Source organism: Acinetobacter sp. YH12226 (assembly GCF_013417805.1).
Taxonomy (GTDB): Bacteria; Pseudomonadota; Gammaproteobacteria; order Pseudomonadales; family Moraxellaceae; genus Acinetobacter.
The window spans coordinates 92,360-113,940 of the sequence record NZ_VPDG01000008.1 but is presented as its reverse complement, the minus strand read 5'-3'; the positions used below and the strand labels follow the sequence as shown (position 1 = coordinate 113,940).

23 protein-coding genes and 1 pseudogene are annotated in these 21,581 nt (G+C 45.1%); 8 read left to right on the top strand and 16 right to left on the bottom strand.

All coding sequences use genetic code 11. From position 1 onward, the window contains the following. The 4 genes and pseudogenes from FTV08_RS10095 to msrA all read left to right on the top strand — a co-directional run. Positions 1 to 84, top strand: a pseudogene (locus tag FTV08_RS10095) (dihydrofolate reductase); the annotation flags it as partial. A 23-nt stretch (positions 85 to 107) separates the two neighbouring features. After that, positions 108 to 1,157, top strand: a complete 1,050-nt coding sequence (locus tag FTV08_RS10090) for a DUF4105 domain-containing protein (RefSeq protein ID WP_180087238.1) — start codon at positions 108 to 110, stop codon at positions 1,155 to 1,157. 102 nt (positions 1,158 to 1,259) lie between these two features. Beyond that, complete coding sequence (locus tag FTV08_RS10085) at positions 1,260 to 1,721, top strand: META domain-containing protein (RefSeq protein ID WP_180087237.1); 462 nt, start codon at positions 1,260 to 1,262, stop codon at positions 1,719 to 1,721. 110 nt (positions 1,722 to 1,831) lie between these two features. Further along, entirely contained in the window at positions 1,832 to 2,356 is a 525-nt protein-coding gene (gene msrA / locus FTV08_RS10080; protein WP_180087236.1) for a peptide-methionine (S)-S-oxide reductase MsrA, read from the top strand. A gap of 64 nt (positions 2,357 to 2,420) precedes the next feature. Here the strand turns inward: msrA and FTV08_RS10075 are convergent, their stop codons facing one another. The 5 genes from FTV08_RS10075 to FTV08_RS10055 form a co-directional block, all read right to left on the bottom strand. Further along, positions 2,421 to 2,825, bottom strand: a complete 405-nt coding sequence (locus FTV08_RS10075; RefSeq protein ID WP_004278434.1) for a biopolymer transporter ExbD — start codon at positions 2,823 to 2,825, stop codon at positions 2,421 to 2,423. Then, positions 2,825 to 3,448, bottom strand: a complete 624-nt coding sequence (locus FTV08_RS10070) for a MotA/TolQ/ExbB proton channel family protein (RefSeq protein WP_180087235.1) — start codon at positions 3,446 to 3,448, stop codon at positions 2,825 to 2,827. Before FTV08_RS10070 ends, FTV08_RS10075 begins: the two co-directional genes overlap by 1 nt. Positions 3,449 to 3,473: 25 nt before the next feature. Next, positions 3,474 to 4,241, bottom strand: a complete 768-nt coding sequence (locus FTV08_RS10065) for a TonB-dependent receptor (RefSeq protein WP_180087234.1) — start codon at positions 4,239 to 4,241, stop codon at positions 3,474 to 3,476. 192 nt (positions 4,242 to 4,433) lie between these two features. Next, on the bottom strand, positions 4,434 to 5,300 hold the full coding sequence (gene purU / locus FTV08_RS10060) for a formyltetrahydrofolate deformylase (RefSeq protein ID WP_004278437.1): 867 nt from the start codon (positions 5,298 to 5,300) through the stop codon (positions 4,434 to 4,436). A gap of 48 nt (positions 5,301 to 5,348) precedes the next feature. Continuing rightward, the gene (locus FTV08_RS10055) at positions 5,349 to 6,080 is read right to left on the bottom strand and encodes a TetR/AcrR family transcriptional regulator (RefSeq protein ID WP_034437998.1); all 732 of its coding nucleotides are present in this window, start codon (positions 6,078 to 6,080) and stop codon (positions 5,349 to 5,351) included. 115 nt (positions 6,081 to 6,195) lie between these two features. Here FTV08_RS10055 and FTV08_RS10050 point away from each other — a divergent pair, with 115 nt between their 5' ends. The 4 genes from FTV08_RS10050 to FTV08_RS10035 all read left to right on the top strand — a co-directional run bounded on the left by FTV08_RS10050 (position 6,196) and on the right by FTV08_RS10035 (position 10,065). Further along, positions 6,196 to 7,644 carry a coniferyl aldehyde dehydrogenase gene (locus tag FTV08_RS10050; protein ID WP_180087233.1) on the top strand — a complete coding sequence of 483 codons (1,449 nt, stop codon included), beginning with the start codon at positions 6,196 to 6,198 and terminating at the stop codon, positions 7,642 to 7,644. Positions 7,645 to 7,809: 165 nt separating this feature from the next. Further along, on the top strand, positions 7,810 to 8,046 hold the full coding sequence (gene rpmB / locus FTV08_RS10045; RefSeq protein WP_000048256.1) for a 50S ribosomal protein L28: 237 nt from the start codon (positions 7,810 to 7,812) through the stop codon (positions 8,044 to 8,046). Between the two features lie 12 nt (positions 8,047 to 8,058). Beyond that, the gene (gene rpmG / locus FTV08_RS10040; RefSeq protein ID WP_001205031.1) at positions 8,059 to 8,214 is read left to right on the top strand and encodes a 50S ribosomal protein L33; all 156 of its coding nucleotides are present in this window, start codon (positions 8,059 to 8,061) and stop codon (positions 8,212 to 8,214) included. Between the two features lie 135 nt (positions 8,215 to 8,349). Further along, a complete protein-coding gene (locus FTV08_RS10035; RefSeq protein ID WP_180087232.1) occupies positions 8,350 to 10,065 on the top strand; it encodes a cation:proton antiporter in 1,716 nt (571 codons plus the stop codon). 262 nt (positions 10,066 to 10,327) lie between these two features. Here FTV08_RS10035 and FTV08_RS10030 read toward each other — a convergent pair whose 3' ends face one another. The 11 genes from FTV08_RS10030 to FTV08_RS09980 form a co-directional block, all read right to left on the bottom strand. Then, positions 10,328 to 10,606, bottom strand: coding sequence for a hypothetical protein (locus FTV08_RS10030; RefSeq protein ID WP_004278462.1), 279 nt, complete (start codon positions 10,604 to 10,606; stop codon positions 10,328 to 10,330). A gap of 105 nt (positions 10,607 to 10,711) precedes the next feature. Next, positions 10,712 to 11,215, bottom strand: a complete 504-nt coding sequence (locus FTV08_RS10025) for a DUF6586 family protein (RefSeq protein ID WP_004278463.1) — start codon at positions 11,213 to 11,215, stop codon at positions 10,712 to 10,714. A 193-nt stretch (positions 11,216 to 11,408) separates the two neighbouring features. Then, positions 11,409 to 11,660 carry an RNA-binding protein gene (locus FTV08_RS10020; protein WP_004729489.1) on the bottom strand — a complete coding sequence of 84 codons (252 nt, stop codon included), beginning with the start codon at positions 11,658 to 11,660 and terminating at the stop codon, positions 11,409 to 11,411. 83 nt (positions 11,661 to 11,743) lie between these two features. Continuing rightward, entirely contained in the window at positions 11,744 to 13,732 is a 1,989-nt protein-coding gene (locus FTV08_RS10015; protein WP_180087231.1) for an ATP-dependent helicase, read from the bottom strand. Between the two features lie 152 nt (positions 13,733 to 13,884). After that, positions 13,885 to 15,024: a glycerate kinase gene (locus FTV08_RS10010; protein WP_180087230.1), complete on the bottom strand. Its 1,140-nt coding sequence runs from the start codon at positions 15,022 to 15,024 to the stop codon at positions 13,885 to 13,887. A 65-nt stretch (positions 15,025 to 15,089) separates the two neighbouring features. Next, on the bottom strand, positions 15,090 to 15,845 hold the full coding sequence (locus FTV08_RS10005) for a hypothetical protein (RefSeq protein ID WP_180037976.1): 756 nt from the start codon (positions 15,843 to 15,845) through the stop codon (positions 15,090 to 15,092). A gap of 5 nt (positions 15,846 to 15,850) precedes the next feature. Next, a complete protein-coding gene (locus FTV08_RS10000) occupies positions 15,851 to 16,654 on the bottom strand; it encodes an NYN domain-containing protein (protein ID WP_034439084.1) in 804 nt (267 codons plus the stop codon). 93 nt (positions 16,655 to 16,747) lie between these two features. Next, entirely contained in the window at positions 16,748 to 19,390 is a 2,643-nt protein-coding gene (topA, locus tag FTV08_RS09995) for a type I DNA topoisomerase (protein ID WP_005261741.1), read from the bottom strand. Between the two features lie 30 nt (positions 19,391 to 19,420). Then, complete coding sequence (locus FTV08_RS09990) at positions 19,421 to 19,870, bottom strand: hypothetical protein (RefSeq protein ID WP_004647398.1); 450 nt, start codon at positions 19,868 to 19,870, stop codon at positions 19,421 to 19,423. 70 nt (positions 19,871 to 19,940) lie between these two features. Next, positions 19,941 to 20,945 carry a hypothetical protein gene (locus FTV08_RS09985; protein ID WP_005261740.1) on the bottom strand — a complete coding sequence of 335 codons (1,005 nt, stop codon included), beginning with the start codon at positions 20,943 to 20,945 and terminating at the stop codon, positions 19,941 to 19,943. A 367-nt stretch (positions 20,946 to 21,312) separates the two neighbouring features. After that, the gene (locus FTV08_RS09980) at positions 21,313 to 21,558 is read right to left on the bottom strand and encodes a SlyX family protein (protein WP_004278477.1); all 246 of its coding nucleotides are present in this window, start codon (positions 21,556 to 21,558) and stop codon (positions 21,313 to 21,315) included. Positions 21,559 to 21,581: the final 23 nt, after the last annotated feature.

The following is a 21,581-nucleotide window of genomic DNA, read 5'->3' as shown; positions in this document are numbered from 1 at the left end:
AATGATTTTGTGAAGATAGCGTCAGAACAACATATTGATGACAAAACCGGCATTGCTTTTGAGTTCGCAACCTACAGAAAATAAAACCTATTTCTCATGAAAAAGTGATGATGCAGGGACGCGAATACATCTCCAGACATTGGAGTCTGTGGCTACTGGGCAGCCTGTTTACTTTATTCGTCCTTCTGTCGAGCCTGTGGTTCAGCCTGATGCTCTGGGTTCATCAACCCCTCGGAAAAATCGGCAGCTTGATGCTGATTGGACTCTGGCTGACCTTTGCGCTGGTCGTTCTCGGGATTTATTTCACCCGGCATCTGATCTCCCGCCAAGTGGATAGCGTTCTTTATCTTCTGGCCTTTTTATTCTGTCTGCTGGGATATTTCAGTCTGGAAGCGCGTCAGGATCGAGAGTGGAATCCTGAGGTTTCCCAGCTTCTGCATTATGAGCAGCAAGGCGATCAGGTTACCTTACACAATATCCGCAACTTTGACTGGCAGGCCGATGGGCGCTATATCGAACGCTGGGAAAGCCGCAGTTTTGATCTGAATCAGATTACTGGCGTGAACATCATTACTTCCTACTGGATGGGGCCTAAAATTGCCCATACTCTGGTCAGCTTCGATTTTGCCAATCAAAAGCCACTCACCTTCTCGATTGAAATCCGCAAGGAAAAGAATGAAGAATTTTCAGCAATTGGTGGCTTTTTCCGAAAATATGAACTGAGTCTGGTTGCATCAGACGAAAAGGATATTGTTTATACCCGCAGCAATGTCCGTGGTGAACAGGTCTATTTTTTCCCGGTAAAGATGCCGCAAGCTCAAGCTAAAGCGCTATTCAAGGAATATCTGCGTCAGGCCGATGAACTGGCACAAAAGCCAAAATGGTACAATACCCTGACCAGTAATTGCACCACACTGGTCTTTGATATGGTTCAGGCGGTATCGCAACAACAGCTACCCTCAGATTACCGGTTGCTGGCCTCCGGCTATTTACCGAATTATCTCTATGATCTTAAAGTACTGGAACAGTCTTGGGATATGCACACTTGGTATCAACGGGCACATGTCAATCCACGGGTAGAACGCACCGCTAATCTCTCCAGTCAGGACTATTCACGCCTGATCCGGCAGGGCCTACCAAAACCCGACATGCAATAACTGTGTAGCAAATCCACTTCAATAAAGATACAAAATCAACTGGAACCTTGATCATTTTTTTGTTTATATACAAACAGCTAGTCAATGATCAGAGTATCTCTCATGCTAAAAAAATTAACTGCAATCGCGATTTTAGGCTCGGTTTTAACGGTCATGGGCTGCGAAACTGTACCCAATACAGCCGCGACACAAACCGCGAATCATTTACAACTTTTGCAAAATCGTATCTGGATTGCAACCCAGATTGGCAATACTGAAATCAAGACGGTGCCAACCGCACGCAATGTTCCGAGTCTGCAATTTGATGCCAGTACCCAGCGCGTTTCAGGTTCAGATAGCTGTAACCGGATTATGGGCAGCTACACAGCAGCAAAAGACACGCTGACCCTGAGCCAGATGGCCACTACCCGTATGGCTTGCATGAACAACGATCAGCTTGATAAGAAATTTAATGAAGCTTTAGCCAAAGTGACTCATTATCAAGTGTTTGGTAAAACCTTAAAATTACTGGATCGCCATGGAAATCTCTTGATCCAGCTGGAAAGTGCTGTTCAGCCGCGTTAATACTTCCCTACAAAAAGCCTGTATGGACAGGCTTTTTTATCTTTCATACTGATGAGCTGGAATTTAACCATCAGCCCGATTGAGTTATTTAATTGAATGAGGAATCAACCATGCAACAGGCACTTTTCGGTGGGGGATGCTTTTGGTGTACTGAAGCCGTATTTTTACAGATTCAGGGAGTTCAGCAAGTCGTCAGCGGTTACGCAGGTGGTCATACGACTGAGCCAAACTATGATGATGTCTGTGGTGGCAATACCGGCCATGCCGAAGTCATTCTGATCGATTTCGATGAAAACCAGATTAACTATAACCAATTGCTCGATGTCTTTTTTGCGACCCATGATCCAACCACATTAAACCGTCAAGGCAATGATGTCGGCACCCAGTATCGTTCTGTAATTTATTATCTGAACGATGAACAGCAGCAACAGGCGCAGCAGGCGATGGATGCCCTGAAAGCCGATGGCATCAATGTGGTAACTGAACTGAGCCCTGCCCCGACTTTCTATCCGGCGGAAGACTATCATCAAAACGTCTTTGCCAAGAATCCGACCCAGGGCTATTGCAATTTTGCCATTCCGCCAAAATTGAACAAATTACGCAGCAAATTTACCACCTTATTAAAAACCCATTAAGTTTCATGAAAAATGGGCATAAAAAAAGCGACTGATTGCAGTCACTTTTTTTATTATCTGAATCTTAGTTATCGGTTGCAAAGGCAATATCGCTGAGTCCGGCTCCACTCGCACGCGACATGACTTGCGCCACCGAGTCATAACGTGATTCTTTATCCGCTTTCAACACAATGGTCGGCTGACGTTCAGCTTGGCCCGCTTCATTAAAACGGGTTTCAAGCTGTTCCAGCGTCAATACATCACCATTCCAGGCAATGTCACCTTCGGCATTGATGCTAATCGTGACATTTTCAGGCGGCAGATCGATAATCTCCGCAGTCGTTTGTGGCAAGGTTAATGGAATTGATGGGTTCGCAACGGTCGCTGTCACCAGAAAGATGATCATCAATACCAACATAATGTCGATGAGGGGAATGAGGTTCATCTCATTCATGCCTACATCGTTGTCTTCACCCAGTTGAAAAGCCATTAAGCTTGACCTCCCACGAAACTCTGTTGTGTTACTTTTTCATCAGACTTTTTTGCAGCAGATTCCTGTTGCAGCATAGTATCAATCAGCAGACCATGTGCCTGATCTTGTAACTCGTGTGCCAAACCACGATTAGCACGGACACAGATGTTATAAGCCAGTACCGCAGGAATCGCGACTGCCAGACCTAAGCCAGTCATAATCAATGCTTCACCGACTGGGGTTGCCACTTGTGCCAGACCAGCCTGACCACTTTTACCAACAGCAACCAACGCATGGAAGATGCCCCATACTGTACCGAACAAACCGACAAATGGTGAAATTGAGGCAATCGTACCCAGAACTGATACACCTTTTTCGGCATTGGCTTTTTCTGCTGAAATCTGGCGTAACAGTGCCTGTTCTGCCACTGCCTTACGCTGTTCAAAGCCCAAAGGAGCCAGTTTGGTTTTCAGTTGTTCCAATGCTTTAGATAACTGAGCATAGGCAATCTGTTTCAGCTGGCGAGTGCCCATCAAACGCAGCACAAAAATGGTCCATGTCGCGACCGACATTGCCAATAACACGAAATACAGCGTTTTACTGACTGCATCAGCGTGTTGCCAATAAACTGAAAAGTTCATATTTGAACTCCTAATGGGTGAGCCGTTATTTAACCTGAAAATCGAAAGGCTGTTCCACGCGTGTTGGATAAGCCACACCATTTTCAACATATTTGGTGAGTTGTGCACGACGTACCGCTGCTTCTACTTTGCGCGTTACCGCCGGGCTACAACTTGAATTTCGTGCAGTCGCAGAGACCACTTTACCCTGCTCATTCGCTGAAACATCTACTACCAGTGAACAGGCTGATTTTAATTCACCTGCAGAGAGTGAGACTTTTGGTGAACGCTGCCAGGACACACCCCCACCAATTGATACACTTTTCGGGGATGGCGCAGCAGCAGGTGCTGGCGGTGTCACAGGCGCAGGTGGCGCGACCGGAGCAGGTGCCGGTTTAATTTTAGTTTCAGTGACCACTGTCGGTACAACCGGACTTGGGGTTGGTTTTGCTTCAACTGGTGGTGCTTTAACCACTTTTGGCGCTTCAGCCTTTTTCACCTGCTCGATTTTTTCTACTTTTTTCGGTGGTGGTGGCAGCGGTTTATCGACAATTTTGACTTCTTTAGGCTTAGGCGGCTCTTTTTGTGGCTCGGCCTTCGGCTTTGGCGGTAAAGGTTTTGGCGCTTCCTGGAGTTTAACAAAGCGCACTTTTAAGGGTTGCTTATCAATAGGTGTCAGCTCAGGTGCTTTCATCTGGCTGATCGCATATAACACACCCACATGCCCAACCAGTACAGCCGCCACGATAGAGATGACTTTCTTTTTCATCTGATTTGGCGGTGTAGGCATTTGGGGCGCAGCAACTTGACTCATTAAATCTATTACCTTGAAGAGATGATGTGGAACAAACTATCAAGCTCATCGGTTAGCACAATTAAAGTATGCCAATAATAAATGAGAAGTGTTTTCATTTGCAACCGCTAATCCTTCCTTTGACTGACTTTTTTTGCATCAAAACAAAAAAGGCACACTAAAAGTATGCCTTTTTAAAACTCAATGCAAGTCTTATTGGAACACGACAGTCTTGTTACCATCGACAATAATACGGTCTTCCAAATGCCATTTTACCGCACGGGCCAATACATTACGTTCCACATCCTGACCGAGTTCACGTAACTGCTCAACGGTAAAGTCATGGTTCACGCGCTCCACATCCTGCTCGATGATCGGACCTTGATCCAGATCAGCAGTCACATAGTGTGCAGTTGCACCAATCAGCTTCACGCCTTTTTCATAGGCCTGTTTGTACGGATTGGCACCTACGAAAGCTGGCAGGAAAGAATGGTGAATATTGATCACTTTCATTTCCCACTTGCTGACAAATTCTTCATCCAGAATCTGCATATAACGCGCCAGCACCAACAGGTCATTGCCCTGCATCAACTGGTCGATTTCTGCATAAGCTTCTGGTTTGTTGTCTTTGGTCACCGGCACGACTTCGAATGGAATGCCAAAGTTTTCAACTGCTTCGCGTAAAGTCTCGTGATTCGATACCACTTTGGTAATTTCACAAGGTAGGCCACCACGCGCATGACGCCATAACAGCTCAAGCAAGGCATGATCGACCTTAGACACCAGAATACCGACTTTTTTCACGTCACTGACCAGAGCCAGACGCCATTGCATGCCATAGCGTTCTGCCACATTCGCTGCAAAAGTCTGGGTAATACTTTCTTTACGACTTTGAAGATTATCTAATTCAAATTCAACGCGCATGAAGTAACGTCCGCCCTGCGCTGCTGTCGCATATTGGTCAAGCGCAGTAATGTTGGCACCTTGATGATACAAGAAGCTCGAAACAGCCTGCACGATGCCCGGCTTGTCTTCACAAGTAATCAATAAACGTGCGGTGTTAGCAGTCGTCATATTCATGTTGGTTTAAGTCACTAATCAGTTAAATTAAAAAATAAGCCGAGTATTCTAGCGCGTTTCTTGGATATTCTGAATAGTTTGTTCAGATTCAGAATCTTTAGATGACGACAGGCTGGCAAAAAGTTCCGAAGAGCCCAAACTACTCAATAAACCTTCATAGGTTTGACGACTTTCACCACGTAAATACGCCCCTTCCAGGAATACCATTTGACGGAGTGCCTGCCAGACCCATTTTTCTTCCAGCGTATTGGAATCGGTTAAATGACCTGACATATACAGGAAGTTGGTCCAGTTGGTCAGTACAATCCACAGGTTAATGATCAGGGCTTCAATTTCTGAATCGGTCATGTCCATCAGGCCTGCATTAACAAAGCCTTTATAAATTTTCTGGCCCTGCTGCATCACCTGTCCGGCAAAGCGTGGATACATCTTGCGAAAATCTTCGTTATTTTCTACCAGATGATAGACATCACGATGCAGGAAACGGTAAGCCCATAACTGGCTGCTCAGCACCTGAAAATAATGCACCTTGTCATTGGCATCCAGCGCACGGTCATCCGGCAGCGCCAGCATTTCCAGGGTCTGGTGCTGGTACTGTTCCATCAATTCTTTAATAATTTCATTTTTATTGCGGAAATGATAATACAGGTTACCCGGGCTCATGCCGAGTTCAGCCGCAATGTGATTGGTGGTTACCGATCGTTCGCCACGCTCGTTAAACAGCTGCAAACTGAGCTGCAAGATACGCTCTTTAGTTTTTAAGGTTTTGGTTTGGGACATCCTAAAATAACCATTCAGTTCATGCATTAGCAGGCTAACACACAAAGTCACTTGACTAATTAGAGTATTTGCTCTAAAAATTAATTAATCGATTTTTGAATAATGGTAGTGCGGCATGAACAGTCATACAAAAACAACATCAATGACACCACATTTTTTTGATAGCCAATATCTGAATGAAGTCTTGGCGCAACAAAAACACGCTTACTTACACTACCCTCTGCCGACTGCAAAGGAACGTATCGATCGTTTAGCTCGACTTAAGCGTATCTTAGTTAAGTATCAAGATCAATTTGCTGATGCAATTAATCAGGACTATGGTAACCGTTCAATCGGGGAAACCAAGATTGGTGAACTGCTCACCTGTCTGGAACATATCAAATATTACAGCAAAAACCTGACCCGGTGGATGAAACCTTCCAAGCGTCATGTGGGCATTATTCATCAGCCGGCTAAAGCCTGGGTACAATATCAGCCTTTAGGCGTGGTTGGGATTATCGCACCATGGAACTATCCGCTGTTGTTGTCGATTGGCCCCCTGATTTGCGCACTGGCGGCCGGCAACCATGCCATGATCAAAATTTCCAGTGCATCCGCTGCCTTTGGTGAAGTTTTAGAAAAAGCTTTGGCTGAAGCCTTTCCTAAAGAATTGGTCGCTGTGGTGAATGGTGGCGGTGTGATTTCAGATGCTTTCTGTCGTTTGCCTTTCGATAAACTGATTTTCACCGGCTCAACTGCAGTCGGTAAAACCGTCATGGCAGCCGCTGCCGAAAATCTGGTGGCGGTGATTCTGGAACTGGGCGGTAAATCGCCAGTACTGGTGCATCCATCGATTGATCTGCGCGATGTCGCACAGCGGATTGCGGTGGGCAAACTCTGGAATGCCGGTCAGACCTGTGTAGCGCCAGACTATATGTTCCTGCCTCGCGGGAAAACTGCCGAGTTCATTGATCACTTTAAAGCCTGTGTCGAAAGCATGTATCCGGATATCACCCATAATCAGGATTACACTTCGATTATCAATGATAAACAGTATAACCGTCTGCAAGGTTATCTGGATGATGCACGCGAACAGGGTGCGCAAGTCATTGAAATTAATCCGCGCAGTGAAAACTCGGCTGATCTGCGTAAGATTGCACCGACCATCGTGACCAATGTTACCCCGATGATGCAGATCATGCAGCATGAAATCTTTGGTCCGCTGCTCCCGATCATGGAATATGATCAAATTGACGATGTCATCGACTTTATTAATAGCCGTCCGCGTCCACTTGCTTTATACTACTTCGACTTTGATCAGGCGCGTGCCGATTATGTCGCACAGCGTACCCATTCAGGGCATTTCGGGCAAAATACGGTACTGACCCATGTTGCGCAGGACGATCTACCATTTGGGGGTGTCGGTGCATCAGGTATGGGTAAATACCATGGCCCAGAAGGCTTCTTCAGTTTGTCGCATGAACGCTCAGTAATGTCGAATCCAAAGCTGTATAGCTTGAAATACATTCTGCCACCGTTCAATAAACCGATTCACAAGCTGATTTCGAAGACACTTCTCCGCTAAATGATCAAGGCATGAGCTATCGATATAGTTCGTGCCGCGTTTTGACGAAAATCGCTTGTCTTTTAAGCGCATTTTTGATATAAAACGCCCCTTGAATGATTTCAATCCGTTTATTTTTGACTGGCCATACAGATTTGCTGTTGGCTAAATCAATGGAGTTACACCATGTCTAAGGTTTGCCAAGTTACCGGCAAGCGTCCAGTCGTTGGTAACAACGTCTCACACGCCAACAACAAAACTAAGCGCCGGTTCGAGCCGAACCTGCACCACCACCGTTTCTGGTTAGAAAGCGAAAAACGTTTTGTACGTCTTCGTTTAACCACTAAAGGTATGCGTATTATCGACAAATTGGGCATTGAAAAGGTTGTTGCTGACCTACGTGCTCAAGGTCAAAAGATCTAAGGAGTCTGAACCATGCGTGATAAAATTCGCTTAGTTTCTTCAGCTGGTACAGGTTATTTCTATACCACGACTAAGAACAAACGTACTATGCCGGAAAAAATGGAAATCAAAAAATTTGATCCAAAAATCCGTCAACACGTAATCTTCAAAGAAGCTAAAATCAAATAATTTTAGTTTCTTTAAAAAAACGACCTTTGCGGGTCGTTTTTTTTTGCACTTTTTTTATCCGACTTGATAAACTTTCTGCATGTTTTGGCACTTTTTGTGCTTATTTCCCAGCAAACCTAGCTAAAGGAGTATTTAGTGCCACATGACGTAGAGCTCATTATATTACTGGCTGTTGGTTTTGGCTTAGCTTTGGTCTTTGGCTATCTCGCTGCACGGTTACGTCTTCCCCCTTTGATCGGTTACTTAATTGCCGGCATTCTGATTAGTCCCCATACACCCGGTGTGGTCGGTGATATTCATCTGGCCAACCAACTGGCAGAACTTGGCGTCATGTTCCTGATGTTTGGCGTCGGAATGCATTTTTCCCTGAACGATCTGATGCAGGTACGCCGGATTGCCCTGCCTGGTGCGATTTTACAGATTGCAGTTGCCACCTTGCTCGGGGTTGGAGTTTCGATGCTGTGGGGCTGGAGCTTTGGCTCAGCACTGGTCTTCGGCCTAAGCCTGTCTTGTGCCAGTACCGTGGTTCTACTCAAAGCCCTTGGTGATCGTGGCTTACTGGATTCAATCAATGGCCGAATTGCTGTTGGCTGGTTGCTGGTCGAAGATCTGGTCATGGTCTTGGCGCTGGTACTGTTACCTGCCACTGCGGTGCTTTTAGGTGGGCAAGCGCTGGAAGGTGCAAGCGATGAGAATATCTGGCTCACCTTAGGCATTACCCTGCTCAAAGTCGCAGGTTTTATTGCCTTCATGCTGATTATTGGTAAACGCTTGATTCCGATGATCATACAGGTGGTGGCACGTCTCGGTTCACGTGAGCTGTTTACCTTAACTGTGGTGGCAGCTGCTGTTTCGATTGCCTTTGGTGCCTATAAAGTCTTTGGTGTATCCATGGCACTGGGTGCTTTCTTTGCCGGAATGGTCGTTAAGGAATCTGATTTCAGTCATCGTGCTGAAGAAGAAACCTTACCACTGCGTGAAATTTTCTCGATTTTATTCTTTGTTTCCGTCGGCATGCTGTTTGATCCGCGCATTTTGCTGGAACAGCCTTTACATGTACTGGCCGTGGTCGCGATTATCATGATTGGTAAAACTATTGCTGCGATGGCACTGGTGCTGTTCTTCCGTTATCCGATCAATACCGCCTTGACCGTCGGTGCTTCTCTGGCACAGATTGGTGAGTTCTCCTTTATTTTGGCTGCACTCGGTGTTTCGCTCAACCTGCTTTCGCCGGAAGGTCAAAACCTGATTCTAGCAGGTGCCTTAATTTCGATTACGCTTAACTCCTTTATCTTTTCCGCGATTGAGCCGGTACAGAAATGGATTCGGGAACGCTCGACTCTGGCCCGATTACTGGAACGCAGTGGTGACCCTCTGGCGATGTTACCCGATGAAGTCTCACAGGATTACCTGCGCGATCAGGTGGTCATTATTGGCCATGGTGAGGTCGGGCGTCGCATTACCCGCTCATTGATGCAAGAAAATATCAAGGTGGTGATTGCCGAAGAAAACCGTGACATCGTCGAAAACCTACGTGAGAAAGGCATTGCTGCGGTGTCTGGTGTTGCCACTGAGGCTGGCGTACTGATTCAGGCACATATCCAGCATGCGCGCTTACTGGTCATTTCCCCTATGGATATCATCGATATTCATAAAATTGTCGATATTGCCAAGACCTTGAATCCACAAATTCAGGTACTGGTCTGTGCGGAAAGCAAGGAAGAAGCTGAAGCCATTCGTCGGGATAATGTCGGTGCGGTTTATTATGCCAAAGAAGAAATGGCGAAAAATATGAGCAATCATATTTTGAACCAGATTGAGATCGCGCATCAGCATACGCCTTCTCATTAAAGTTTTTCTTTGAATAAACGCCAAATAAAAAAGTTGCCGAATCTGGCAACTTTTTTTATGAACATCAATATATCTCTAAGTCAAAGATTTTATTATTACACTGGCTTCAGACTGCTCATGACCCAAATTTCAACATACTGATTTTTCATCTTCATTTTTAAATGAGCTTCTTTCTAATGCTTAAAATCTGTCCAACCCAATAACCTACCTATGAAACTCAAAAAGCACACCGATAGTGTGCTTTCTAAATAAATTTCAACGATTAACTCATATACTTTGGTTCTTCATCCACAACTTCAGCCTGCCATTCATTGACCTGCTGTTCCAGCAAGCCATAGAGTGCTGCCTGAATCATCTGTTGCGCAATCACGGGCGTCTGCTCTCCAAGTAAAGCTTTCACCTCATCATTAAATTGAATCATGACCAAAGGCTGTTTATGTGAACCTGCATTGCGTAAAGCCAACGCGCCACCTTCAAGTTGAACGAGTTCTAAAATCGCGTCTTGATTACCAAATAAATCTTTCAACTGTTCTATAGACATATATCCTCCATGTTCAACATGGTGGCAAAGCGCCGGGTGCACTTTGCATCATTAGAGTAATTGATATAGGGTTAAAAATTGCAATTTCAAGTACAGCCGATCCGATTAAAATTCAATCATCTCATTACGAAAACCATCAATTAATTGCGTCAGGTCACGATGCCACTCTCTCAATATAGCAGTATCAGGTAACCATGCTTGTGGAGACTGTGTGACTTTAATGATGAGATTTGAGGAGGTTTCGTCTTCAGGTTCTGGGGTACTTGGTTCGGGCGCATACTGGCACAGACGGTAAGCACGTTTCAGTTCAGCAATGAAACCGCTCTTGGACAAATGTTGTAGCACCGCCACTTCTGGCGAAATTTGGCCTTTGGCCGCCATCAATTCTTCGATCGATTTTAGCGTCGGATGAGGATCATTCAGGCGATAGTAACGCACCAGTTCCTGTAAAAATGCTAACAAAGCACCATGCAAATGAAACACAGTTGCCTCACGTTGTGCTTGAGCCTGTTGTACATGTTCGGTTTGCTCTGCTTGCTGGCAGGAAAGGCGGGCAAAATACAGTTTTTGATTGGTACGGTCCGCATGATAGCGAGCAACACGAGTCATCGAGATTTCCTAAGGGTTAAAACAAATTTTGGCTTTTATAAAGTAAAAGGTTCGCCCGCATTTCGCAATCAAAAGATGTTTAGACTGAATCCATCCAGCACTGAAATTCAGAGCATTGAGCTCACTGATTAAGTACAGCGATAATAAATTTCAGCCATAAAAAAGGAGCCTATCAAGTGCTCCTTTTTTGAGTTTAAGCCTGAGGCTTATCTTCTGCGGCTTTCACGCGGATCCCATGTCCGTGCAGGCGCAAAGTATTCAGGCCTTTAATGGCTTTGACTGCTTCACGGCCATGTGGCATTTCTACAAAAGCAAAACCTTTTGATTTGCCTGTTGCTGCATCAAGCACCAAAGTACAGGTCTCCACTGTGCCATATTCCTGGAACAGTTTCAGTAATTCGGCTTCTGTGACCGTACGTTCTAAATTACGAACTAAAATTTTCATCTTACAACCTTAAGAAGATAGGCAAAAAATATCAAAAAGCACGCGCCTACTCTACTTTTTGCATGAAACAACTTTGCTATAGTTTAATCGAGATCAATCCCAAAATCTAAATTAATCGACTTGCGTTCAATCAAGGCACTTTTTACAGTTTGCTGCCGGGTTTTGTAATGGGTTTCCGTGGTGCATAAATGCCGGGTGAGATCATTCAGGAAATAACTTTCGACTTTACGCCCCTGCTCATCGACCGTTTCCCGCGCCCAATGATTCAGGTTCTGTTTGGTCAGAATTAATTCATTTTTTGCCCGGGTCAACGCCACATACAGCACACGACGTTCTTCTTCGACATCATCAAAATCACCTTGAGCACGCGCATGCGGATAATTCCCCGGCGTCACATTGGCTACATAACAGACATTTTGCTCGGTGCCTTTGGCCGAGTGAATGGTGATTAAGGTCACCACATCATGATCCGACTGGCGCTCGATTTCCGAGATGGACACCGGATCCAGTACATATTCCTCTAAAAATTCACTCAGCTGTGAATGCTTGGACGCCAGCTGTTTGACCAGTTCAAAATCACTTTGGCGACGTGGCCAATCCTTTTTATAGTTTTCCGCCAGTTGAGATTCAATCGCCTGAATCGCAAGACTGACACAGGCTTGCACTTCGCCTTTGAGCACACTCATCTGCTGCATGATCAGAATGGTTTCTAATGGTATCTTGCCAAATTTTTCCAAATTATCTGCAATAGCTTCCATTTCCGGTTCAGCCAATAACTGCTGCGATAGCTTACTGGCACCCACATCACCAACACCATTCCACAGGGTCAAGAAACGCATCCAGGCGATATCATCCAGCGGATTGGCGACTACGCGCAGCATGCTGAGCAAATCTTTGACATGCGCCGTTTCCAGCAGCTTCATGCCACCAATAAAGCGATACGGCACATTAGCCGCGATACAGGCTGCCTCAATATGCCGTGCGGCAAAACTGGAACGAACCAGCACCATATGCTCGCCCCACTTACTACCTTGCAGATAATGACGTTCTTTAATATCAATCGCAATCCATTTGGCTTCATCAAACTCATTCGGGAAAATATGCATGCGCGGCTTTACACCTTCTCCGCGATACGCTTCCAGACGTTTGTCATATTTGATTTCAGACTGATCGAGCAGCCAGTTGGACAGATCCAGAATTTCCTGGGTCGAGCGGTAGTTTTTTTCTAATTTAAAAATCTGCGCATCTGGCACACGTTCTTTGAAATGGTGAATATTTTCAAAGTCTGCACCACGAAAGCCATAAATCGACTGCGCATCATCACCGACACAGAACAGGCTGATCCGGTCTTTCAGTGGCTCCAGCAAAGCCCATTGCAATGGATTGGTATCCTGCATTTCATCGACCAGCATATGCCGACAGATTGAAGCGACATAGTCGACCAGACCTTCGGACTGTGCCAGCGCCGTAGCTACTACCGCCAGAATATCGTCATAATCCAGAAAACTTCGCGCTTGCTTACGTGCTTCATATTCTTTCATAATTTCGGCAATCTGGTCCTTTAAGGCCAGATATTCCGGCATCTGTTTTTCTAATGCCAGACTGAGTTTTTGTCGGGTATTCCGTGCAAAAGAATATAGATCACATAGTTCCTGAGGCTTAGGCAGATGGTTGGGATTTTTCTTGTCATCACGACCGCGAATCAGGCGGAACATCATCAGCTGATCATCACGATCAATAATCGAAAACTGTTCCAGACCAAAAGCTTTCGGAATACGGCGCAGCAGATACATACAGAAGGTATGAAAGGTCGAGGCCCGCAGTCCCTTGGCTTCTTCACCAAGTGCAAGTTCGACACGCGCCACAATTTCACTGGCAGCCCGGCGGGTAAAGGTCAGAATCTGAATCTGGTTGGCAGGCACGCCCTGTTCAATCAAGTAAGCTGCGCGTGCCACGATGGTTTTGGTTTTGCCACAACCTGCCCCGGCCAGCACCAAACTGTGTTTTGCTTCTGTGGTCGCTGCTTGCTTTTGTTGGGGGTTTAATTCATCAATCAGGGTGGCTAAACTCATTTTCACTCATCATTTTGTGGATGTATGTAGTTTAACAGATCGCTTCCAGAATTATGGCTTTTCAGTTGTCCTGAAACTGTCTCCAATTTTATTTCCTGATTTGATATTAGCTAACGACAGGGCGTGCTGGATTGCAGGAGAGAGAAATACTTTCACTCTGTCAAAAGATTTTTAACTATCTCAGCGACAGCTTTCTCCAAGTTCATTTCTGCATTTTTTAAGGCTTCTTCTAAAGGACAATCTGGTGGATTAATACCAATAATCTGGCTAAATCCTGACTCAAACAGATCCTCAATTCCTTCACCGATTAGACCAGCAAAAGCGATTACCGGTTTATTAAATTGCCTGGCGAGCTGTGCTACCCCAAAAGGGGTTTTGCCCAAAGATGTTTGACTATCAATTTTACCTTCACCGGTCAGGACATAATCTGCTTGCGCTATTTTCTCATTCAGTTGAACCTGTTCAATCATCAGTTCCACCCCGAAACGAATAGAGGCAGCAGTGAATGCCATTAAACCAAAACCTATTCCGCCGGCAGCGCCCGCACCTGCCACATGACGATGATCATGGCCAATCTGCCCAGCGACTACATCGGCAAAATGACCGAGGTTTTGATCCAGCTGCTTGACCATTTCAGGCGTGGCCCCTTTCTGTGGCCCAAATATATTTGAGGCACCATTTGGTCCACACAGTGGATTGTTGACATCCGATGCAATGATTATTTCAGTATCTGCTAAACGCGAATCCAGTCCAGATAAATCCATTGATTTGACCAGATCTAAGTTCCCACCACGGACCTGAATTGATTCACCCGCATGATTTAGAAACCGCACACCCAGTGCTTGCGCCATCCCTGCACCACCATCATTGGTAATACTGCCCCCCAGTCCAATGATGATTTTTTTTACACCCAAGTCCAGTGCCTTTTTGATCATCGCTCCTGTGCCATAAGTCGAAGTGAGCATCGGATTACGCTGTGAAGGCTTCAATAAATGAATGCCATTGGCCTTGGCCATTTCAATCACAGCAGTTTGACCTGCATCAACCAAACCCCAATAGGTCTGAATACGTTGCTCAGGCAGTGGTCCGGTCACTTCACATGCAATACTTTGCCCCTTTAAACTTGAAATCAATGCATCGACCGTGCCTTCACCGCCATCAGCCATTGGCACATGAATGATATGGGCATCCGGAATGACGTTCTGGATACCGCGTTGCATGGCCTGACAAGCCTGTGCAGCAGACATACTTTCTTTAAACGAGTCAGGAGCAAGCACAAAGGTGAGCGGCATGGTGTGATCTTTTATCCACAAATGAAGTCTAAATTGTGGATAAATCCAGCACTATCCACAAGTCTTTATTTCCAGCCCAGTTCAATTGCAGTTATCTCATTAACTAAGGTTTGATTTAAAGATTCTGGCATTTTACTGGTGGTTTGAGAAACCGGAATATATCCTGCCATCAGCTCCGCCCTGGCTTGCGGAAATAAGGGTTGCTGATCTGGAAATGCATAACCCAGCGGATAAATCGGTTGGCCTGTCGCTAAATCATATTTATCCGAGGCGCCAAAGGCATGCAGTAATTCATGCACCAATACAATTTTATTCTGTTCAGTCTGTTGCTTGGATGCAAATAGATTCACCGAACCAATCCGGCCTTTTTGCAAGGCGGTTGAATGCTTTAATTGCTTGGTCTGCGCAGGATCATAGTAATTTAAAAATAAAGTCACATTGGCTGAAGGATCTGAACTCTGTTGTTGTTTCCAGGCATAGAACCGGAATTTTAAACTCCATAAAACTGTATTGATGAGCGAAGCCTGCTCAGGGACTTTGGGTGGTAGAACTTGAAGCTCACGGCCTAAATTAAAATAAAAATAAGTCGGCTGTCCGCGATACTGCTGAGCTGTTTTTTCCAGATATTCCCTTGCTCCATTCAAGTCCTGCCTCGACAGTTGCTGGATATATTGCTGTGTGGTCGGTAATCCATCGGCATTAATCGGATGCAGCAAAACAATAATTGGCTTTGACCAGTTCTGGTTTTGATCACGATAGGCATTAACTGCGACAATCAATAAGATGATTAATAAAATCAGAATCCGAATCTTTTTCCACATATCGATTACACACTCTGCTTTTTCATTTTTCTTAAATACATCTGACTCATTTCTATTTTTGTTTCAAATAAATTTAAAGTTTTTATTAATCCTGACAATTTGGCTCTACCATAGTTACGAGAGTCAAAATCAGGCTTTACTGCACTGATATACTGCCCGACCATCCCTAAATTCGCCCATCCATTATCATCGGCATTATCTTTTACAGCTTTATAAATTAAGTTAAGCGTAGCTCGATCCATCCCTTCAGGTAACTGAATTTCCTTTTGCGCAGATATAGTTTTTTGTCCATTAGTCTTGATAATCTCCGAAACTTTTTTATCTATTGATCCTGTTTCTTCACCATCCTCATTATTTTTAATTTCACTATCTACAAGTAAGTTTTCGATATAAATGAACTTGTCACAGGCTTTCTTAAATGCTTCAGGCGTAGCTTTTTTGCCAAAGCCATACACTGTTAGACCATTTTCACGAATACGTGAAGCTAAGGGCGTGAAATCGCTATCGCTGGATACGATACAAAATCCATCTAATGCGCCTGCATAAAGTAAATCCATAGCATCAATGATCAGGATCATATCCGTCGCATCTTTACCCTTGGTATAAGCGAATTGTTGTACCGGAGTGATGGCATGAGGAAGGAGTACATCTCGCCATTTCTTTAAAGTTTCGCTGCTCCAGTCCCCATACACACGTTTGACACTGGCAATTCCATATTTCGCAACTTCCTCCAATACCGATGAAATCGCGTTGATAGAAGAATTATCCGCATCGATTAATACAGCGAACTTTTTTGTCTGAATATCCACATCCACCCCAAGATATTATTTTTAATTTTTTATATACATGATTCTGACATAAAAAATGCCGACTTTCGTCAGCATTTTTTTGAATCTTAGAGTTTAGGCTTCAACCCATTTTCCGTCCTGATAAACCAGAGACCATTTGGTTTGCTTGCCTTCTGCAGTTTCCGAACCAATATATTGTGACTGGTTCTTACGGCTAAATTTTACCAGAGTTGGATTCCCTTCCGGGTCCACATCAGGTGCCTGCAAGATAAACTGATACTTTGGATCAAGCTGATCAGCAACAGAACGAATCTCGGCCACTTTCGGTGCACGGGTTTCACGCACTTTCGGGAACTTGCTCGCCGCCAGGAATAAACCGGCTGCACCGTCACGCAGTACAAAGAAATCGTCATGCTTGGCAGAACGTAAATGTTCCATCTTGATCGGATCCACACGTGGAGGTGCAGGCTGACCGCTCTTTAAGACTTTACGGGTATTGTCACAGCTGGTACAGGCAAAGTAAGGACCAAAACGGCCTGTCTTCAGCTGCATTTCGCCATCACACTTGTCGCATGGAATGCTTGGGCCATCATAGCCTTTAATTTTGAACTCGCCTTCTTCAAGTTCAAAACCACTACAGTCCGGGTTATTCCCACAGATATGGAGTTTACGACCGCCATCAATCACATAGCTGTCCATGGCAGTTTCACAGATCGGACAACGCTTCTTCGACATCAGGTCAGCAGTTTCCGCAGCCTCATCATCAGACAATGCAGCCAGAGACTCAACTGGTGTCAGGTTCAAGGTTCCCTTACAACGCTCTTTCGGCGGCAAGTTATAGCCTGAACAACCCAAGAATACACCTGTGGTTCCGGTACGGATCTGCATTGGACGGTCACATTCTTTACAGTGTACCGCATCCACTTCTACAGGCTGATTACGGCGCATTCCGTTTTCACCCTGCGCTGTAGTCAAACGTTGTTTAAAATCGCCATAGAAGCTGTCTAATAGCTCTTTCCAGTTACGCTCACCATCTGCTACCTTATCCAGCTGACCTTCAAGATCTGCGGTAAAGGCATAGTTCATCAGATTACTAAAATTTTCATCCAGACGATCGGTAACGATCTCACCCATCTTCTCGGCATAGAGACGACGGTTATCCAGTTTCACATAACCACGATCCTGAATGGTCGAGATAATCGCAGCATAGGTCGATGGACGGCCAATGCCTTTTTTCTCGAGTTCTTTCACCAGTGAGGCTTCAGTAAAACGTGCCGGTGGCTTGGTGAAATGTTGAGATGGATCAAGTCTCTCAAGTTTAAGCACTTCACCGACTTTGACCGCAGGCAATAAAATATCGTCATCGGCTTTATTGGCACCACGCACGCGAGTAAAGCCATCAAAGACCAAGGTACGGCCTTTAGCTTTCAGTTCCACGCCATTGGCATCCACTAAAATGGTAGAAGACAAATATTCTGCCGGAGTCATCTGACAGGCAACAAACTGGCGCCAGATCAAGTCATAGAGGCGCTGTGCATCACGCTCAACACCCACTAGGCTGTCGCCTTTTAAGCCAACCATAGATGGACGAATGGCTTCATGCGCTTCTTGCGCACCGGCTTTATTGCCATAACGGTTCGGCTTGGCAGGCAAATATTTCTCGCCAAACTCCGATTCGATATGGCCACGCACCATATTCACCGCATCATCACTCAAGAATGTCGAGTCGGTACGCATATAGGTAATGAAACCGGCTTCATACAGGCGCTGCGCCAGCATCATGGTTTTCTTCACAGAAAAACCGAGACGGGTACTGGCTGCCTGTTGTAGCGTTGACGTGATATACGGCGCACTTGGATTAACCTTGGTTGGCTTATCTTCACGTGCAGAAACCGTATAATCAGCATCTTTGATCAGGTTTAATAAGGCATCAGTTTCGGCTTTATTGCGTAGCTTGAGCGTCTTGCCATTTTGCTTGACCGCTTCGAGACGAATATCATCTTTTTTCGATTTGGTATCGGCAAACACTTGCCAGTATTCTTCAGGAATGAAGGCACGAATTTCACGTTCACGCTCGACCACTAGCTTCACCGCAACCGACTGTACACGACCGGCTGACAGACCACGCGCAATCTTTTCCCAAAGCAATGGCGAAATCATAAAGCCCACGACACGATCCAGGAAACGGCGTGCCTGCTGCGCATTGACTTTATTGGTATCCAGACGTGACGGATGCTTAAAGGCATCCTGAATCGCATTTTTGGTAATTTCATTAAAGACCACACGCTGATAACGCGAATCATCACCGCCGATGACTTCTTTTAAATGCCAGGCAATCGCCTCTCCTTCCCTGTCCATATCCGTTGCCAGATAGACTTCATCGACTTGCGATGCCAGTTTTTTCAGTTCGGCAACCACATGTTCTTTGCCAGGAAGGACTTCGTATTTGGCTTTCCAGTCATGTTCCGGATCGACACCCATGCGGTTAATCAACGCATTCTGTGATTTTTCAGCTTTTTCTGCATCCGTCAGTTTGGTACGTGTCGCTGGTTTTTTCTCTGTCGATTTTGCAGAACCGCCAGTCGGTAAGTCACGCACATGACCCACCGATGATTTTACGATGTAGTTCGGACCAAGGTACTTATTGATTGTTTTCGCTTTTGCAGGCGACTCCACAATCACTAGGGCACGCTTGCTTCCAGCGTCGGGAGACTTCGCTGTGCTGCTTTTTGATGTGGACCGAGGAGCGTTCGCCATAATTAACCGTTAATCCTGTTTATTTCTAAATTAAAGTTCAGCCAAAGCGTGTAACAGTGCTTTGATGTCGTCGAGTTGGGTCGCTCTTAAATCAGCTTCTTCATCCCAGTACATGCCGACACAGTTGGCCTGCATATCAATAGCATAAATGCCTTTTAATGCAATGGGAAAATCTTTAAATTTCTCATCACCCTGCACGATTTCGAGTTTATTATCGACAACACGGGCGCGCATCAAGGGCAAACGCGCATCTGGCATCAGCACACTGTAGTACGCGACCATACTGGCACGACTTTCAGTCGCCTTCGGGATTTTGGTCCAGTCCGGTGCCACCACCAGACGTGGATGCAAACCCATTTTACGGGCTTTGTCACGCATCAGGCCCAAGGCTTTTTCTCGGGGGCTCACGCGCAACCCGAAAATCGACCCTATGACGAAAATGATGATGACCACCGTCACCCAGATTCCAGTGTTTTCCATAGTTCAACCTTTATGTTCTATTATTAGAGTTGCATAAGCACAATATAAAACGCAAGTTTGCACGATAAAATTAATTCAGGAACATTTCATGACTATATAAAATTTCGTGACCATTCCAGTAAATATAACCTTTCTCGATCAACTCCTTCAGCAGCAAGCGGATGTCCGATTTTGGAAATAACTGTTCCAGTAAATCACGCAGCTCATAAATGTCTTTGGGTTTATCGCCCTGCAATTCACGCAGTTTACGCGCCACTTCCAGTTGTACCGGATCGATCCGGCCAAAGTTCTTGAACAGGTCTTGCTGTGCCGACTGGATTGGTGACTTGAGTATTTCAGATTCAACTGGAGCTTCTTCTGCCTTCAGTTGGGAAATGACCTGATCCAGTTTTGGATTTTCAACCGGGCTTTGTTCATCCAGATTGAGTTGCAGCCATTGTTTCAAAACTTTTTTGCGGAAGCTGATTTGCTCATCATAGCGTTTGACGATTTTCAGGTTAATCAACATGCCGACCACATGCTGAGCTTTTACCGGCATCACTTGCAGAATATTCGCCACTGAGTTTTTTAGGGTTTCCACCGTATTCGGTTTGCCGCTCATTTTCCCTAACGCATCACAGTATTTTTTCACCAGTTGCAAGGCAGGTTTGTTCTTGATGGTATCCAGACTCGGAAGATGATTTTTAGGTTGATCGGTTGGAATATTTGTCTCATCAGGCTGAATCTGAATTAGGTGACACGGAATATCAGAAGCTTGCAGCATCTGCTGCAACATCTCGCAGCTGTCCATCGCCGAGATCAATTCAACCTCGGTTTCCGGCTCCAGTAGCGCCATAAGCTGACCGACAATGACCGCATATTCATATTCTTTTTGTGGCGATTCAGGCGTGTCCAGTACCACCACCTGACCACTGCTAATCCAGCCGGCAAGCTCGGTTAAATCCTCTAAGGAGAATTCAAATTTTCCGGCACAGCTAAACAGATATAAAGTCGAATAATGCGCCACAATCTCACGCATTAACTTGGCTGTAGGGAAATTATTTTCGAGGTCGAGTAGAACAACTTTTGGGTGCATGGGACGCAATTCCGGAATGTACCTGAGAGCCGGTATTAGAGTAGGAAGTGAGTGAAAGGTCAAATAATTTTATGGCTGAATGGGTGCAGCCCTGTTTCGGCAGAGGGCCAAACTGCATTTTATGAAATGCCGGCAAGAAATCTGTTTGCAAGCGCGAATGTTTGTTTTCAACAGGAAAATTCTTTTGCACTTGATCATCGCGTTGCACTTTATTACTTTTATATGCGTGTTTAAGGCAATTTAAAAGCCCATTCAAAACAAAAATACTTCTCTTTTTATCATCTTATAGATTGACTCATTTTTATTTTTCAATAAAAAACCCTTAGATCAGCTAAGGGTTATTGTTGATTAAATCATTGGTTGCAAATTAATAATGCGGTGGTCGGTCTGCAACCGGATCAAATTCTGCTATGCCTTCAGACAGATCTGAAGACTCAACACGTTGATATAACAGCGTCATTTGCTTTTTCAGATCAGCAATTTCCAGGGTCTGTTTGGCCACCTGATCATTCAACTGTTCAACTAAATCGTCTAAAAATGCAATTCGCACTTGCAAATCTTCAATGGGTGCGGAAAATGACGCCTGATCATTTAGATTTTGTTGTTTAGTCATTTAAAGTCCTCATTGGGGATTTC

Coding starts and splice junctions, on each gene's coding strand:
- FTV08_RS10090 (WP_180087238.1), top strand. CDS start 108: ATGATGCAGGGACGCGAATACATCTCCAGACATTGGAGTCTGTGGCTA.
- FTV08_RS10085 (WP_180087237.1), top strand. CDS start 1,260: ATGCTAAAAAAATTAACTGCAATCGCGATTTTAGGCTCGGTTTTAACG.
- msrA (WP_180087236.1), top strand. CDS start 1,832: ATGCAACAGGCACTTTTCGGTGGGGGATGCTTTTGGTGTACTGAAGCC.
- FTV08_RS10075 (WP_004278434.1), bottom strand. CDS start 2,825: ATGGCTTTTCAACTGGGTGAAGACAACGATGTAGGCATGAATGAGATG.
- FTV08_RS10070 (WP_180087235.1), bottom strand. CDS start 3,448: ATGAACTTTTCAGTTTATTGGCAACACGCTGATGCAGTCAGTAAAACG.
- FTV08_RS10065 (WP_180087234.1), bottom strand. CDS start 4,241: ATGAGTCAAGTTGCTGCGCCCCAAATGCCTACACCGCCAAATCAGATG.
- purU (WP_004278437.1), bottom strand. CDS start 5,300: ATGAATATGACGACTGCTAACACCGCACGTTTATTGATTACTTGTGAA.
- FTV08_RS10055 (WP_034437998.1), bottom strand. CDS start 6,080: ATGTCCCAAACCAAAACCTTAAAAACTAAAGAGCGTATCTTGCAGCTC.
- FTV08_RS10050 (WP_180087233.1), top strand. CDS start 6,196: ATGAACAGTCATACAAAAACAACATCAATGACACCACATTTTTTTGAT.
- rpmB (WP_000048256.1), top strand. CDS start 7,810: ATGTCTAAGGTTTGCCAAGTTACCGGCAAGCGTCCAGTCGTTGGTAAC.
- rpmG (WP_001205031.1), top strand. CDS start 8,059: ATGCGTGATAAAATTCGCTTAGTTTCTTCAGCTGGTACAGGTTATTTC.
- FTV08_RS10030 (WP_004278462.1), bottom strand. CDS start 10,606: ATGTCTATAGAACAGTTGAAAGATTTATTTGGTAATCAAGACGCGATT.
- FTV08_RS10025 (WP_004278463.1), bottom strand. CDS start 11,215: ATGACTCGTGTTGCTCGCTATCATGCGGACCGTACCAATCAAAAACTG.
- FTV08_RS10020 (WP_004729489.1), bottom strand. CDS start 11,660: ATGAAAATTTTAGTTCGTAATTTAGAACGTACGGTCACAGAAGCCGAA.
- FTV08_RS10015 (WP_180087231.1), bottom strand. CDS start 13,732: ATGAGTTTAGCCACCCTGATTGATGAATTAAACCCCCAACAAAAGCAA.
- FTV08_RS10010 (WP_180087230.1), bottom strand. CDS start 15,024: ATGCCGCTCACCTTTGTGCTTGCTCCTGACTCGTTTAAAGAAAGTATG.
- FTV08_RS10005 (WP_180037976.1), bottom strand. CDS start 15,845: ATGTGGAAAAAGATTCGGATTCTGATTTTATTAATCATCTTATTGATT.
- topA (WP_005261741.1), bottom strand. CDS start 19,390: ATGGCGAACGCTCCTCGGTCCACATCAAAAAGCAGCACAGCGAAGTCT.
- FTV08_RS09990 (WP_004647398.1), bottom strand. CDS start 19,870: ATGGAAAACACTGGAATCTGGGTGACGGTGGTCATCATCATTTTCGTC.
- FTV08_RS09985 (WP_005261740.1), bottom strand. CDS start 20,945: ATGCACCCAAAAGTTGTTCTACTCGACCTCGAAAATAATTTCCCTACA.
- FTV08_RS09980 (WP_004278477.1), bottom strand. CDS start 21,558: ATGACTAAACAACAAAATCTAAATGATCAGGCGTCATTTTCCGCACCC.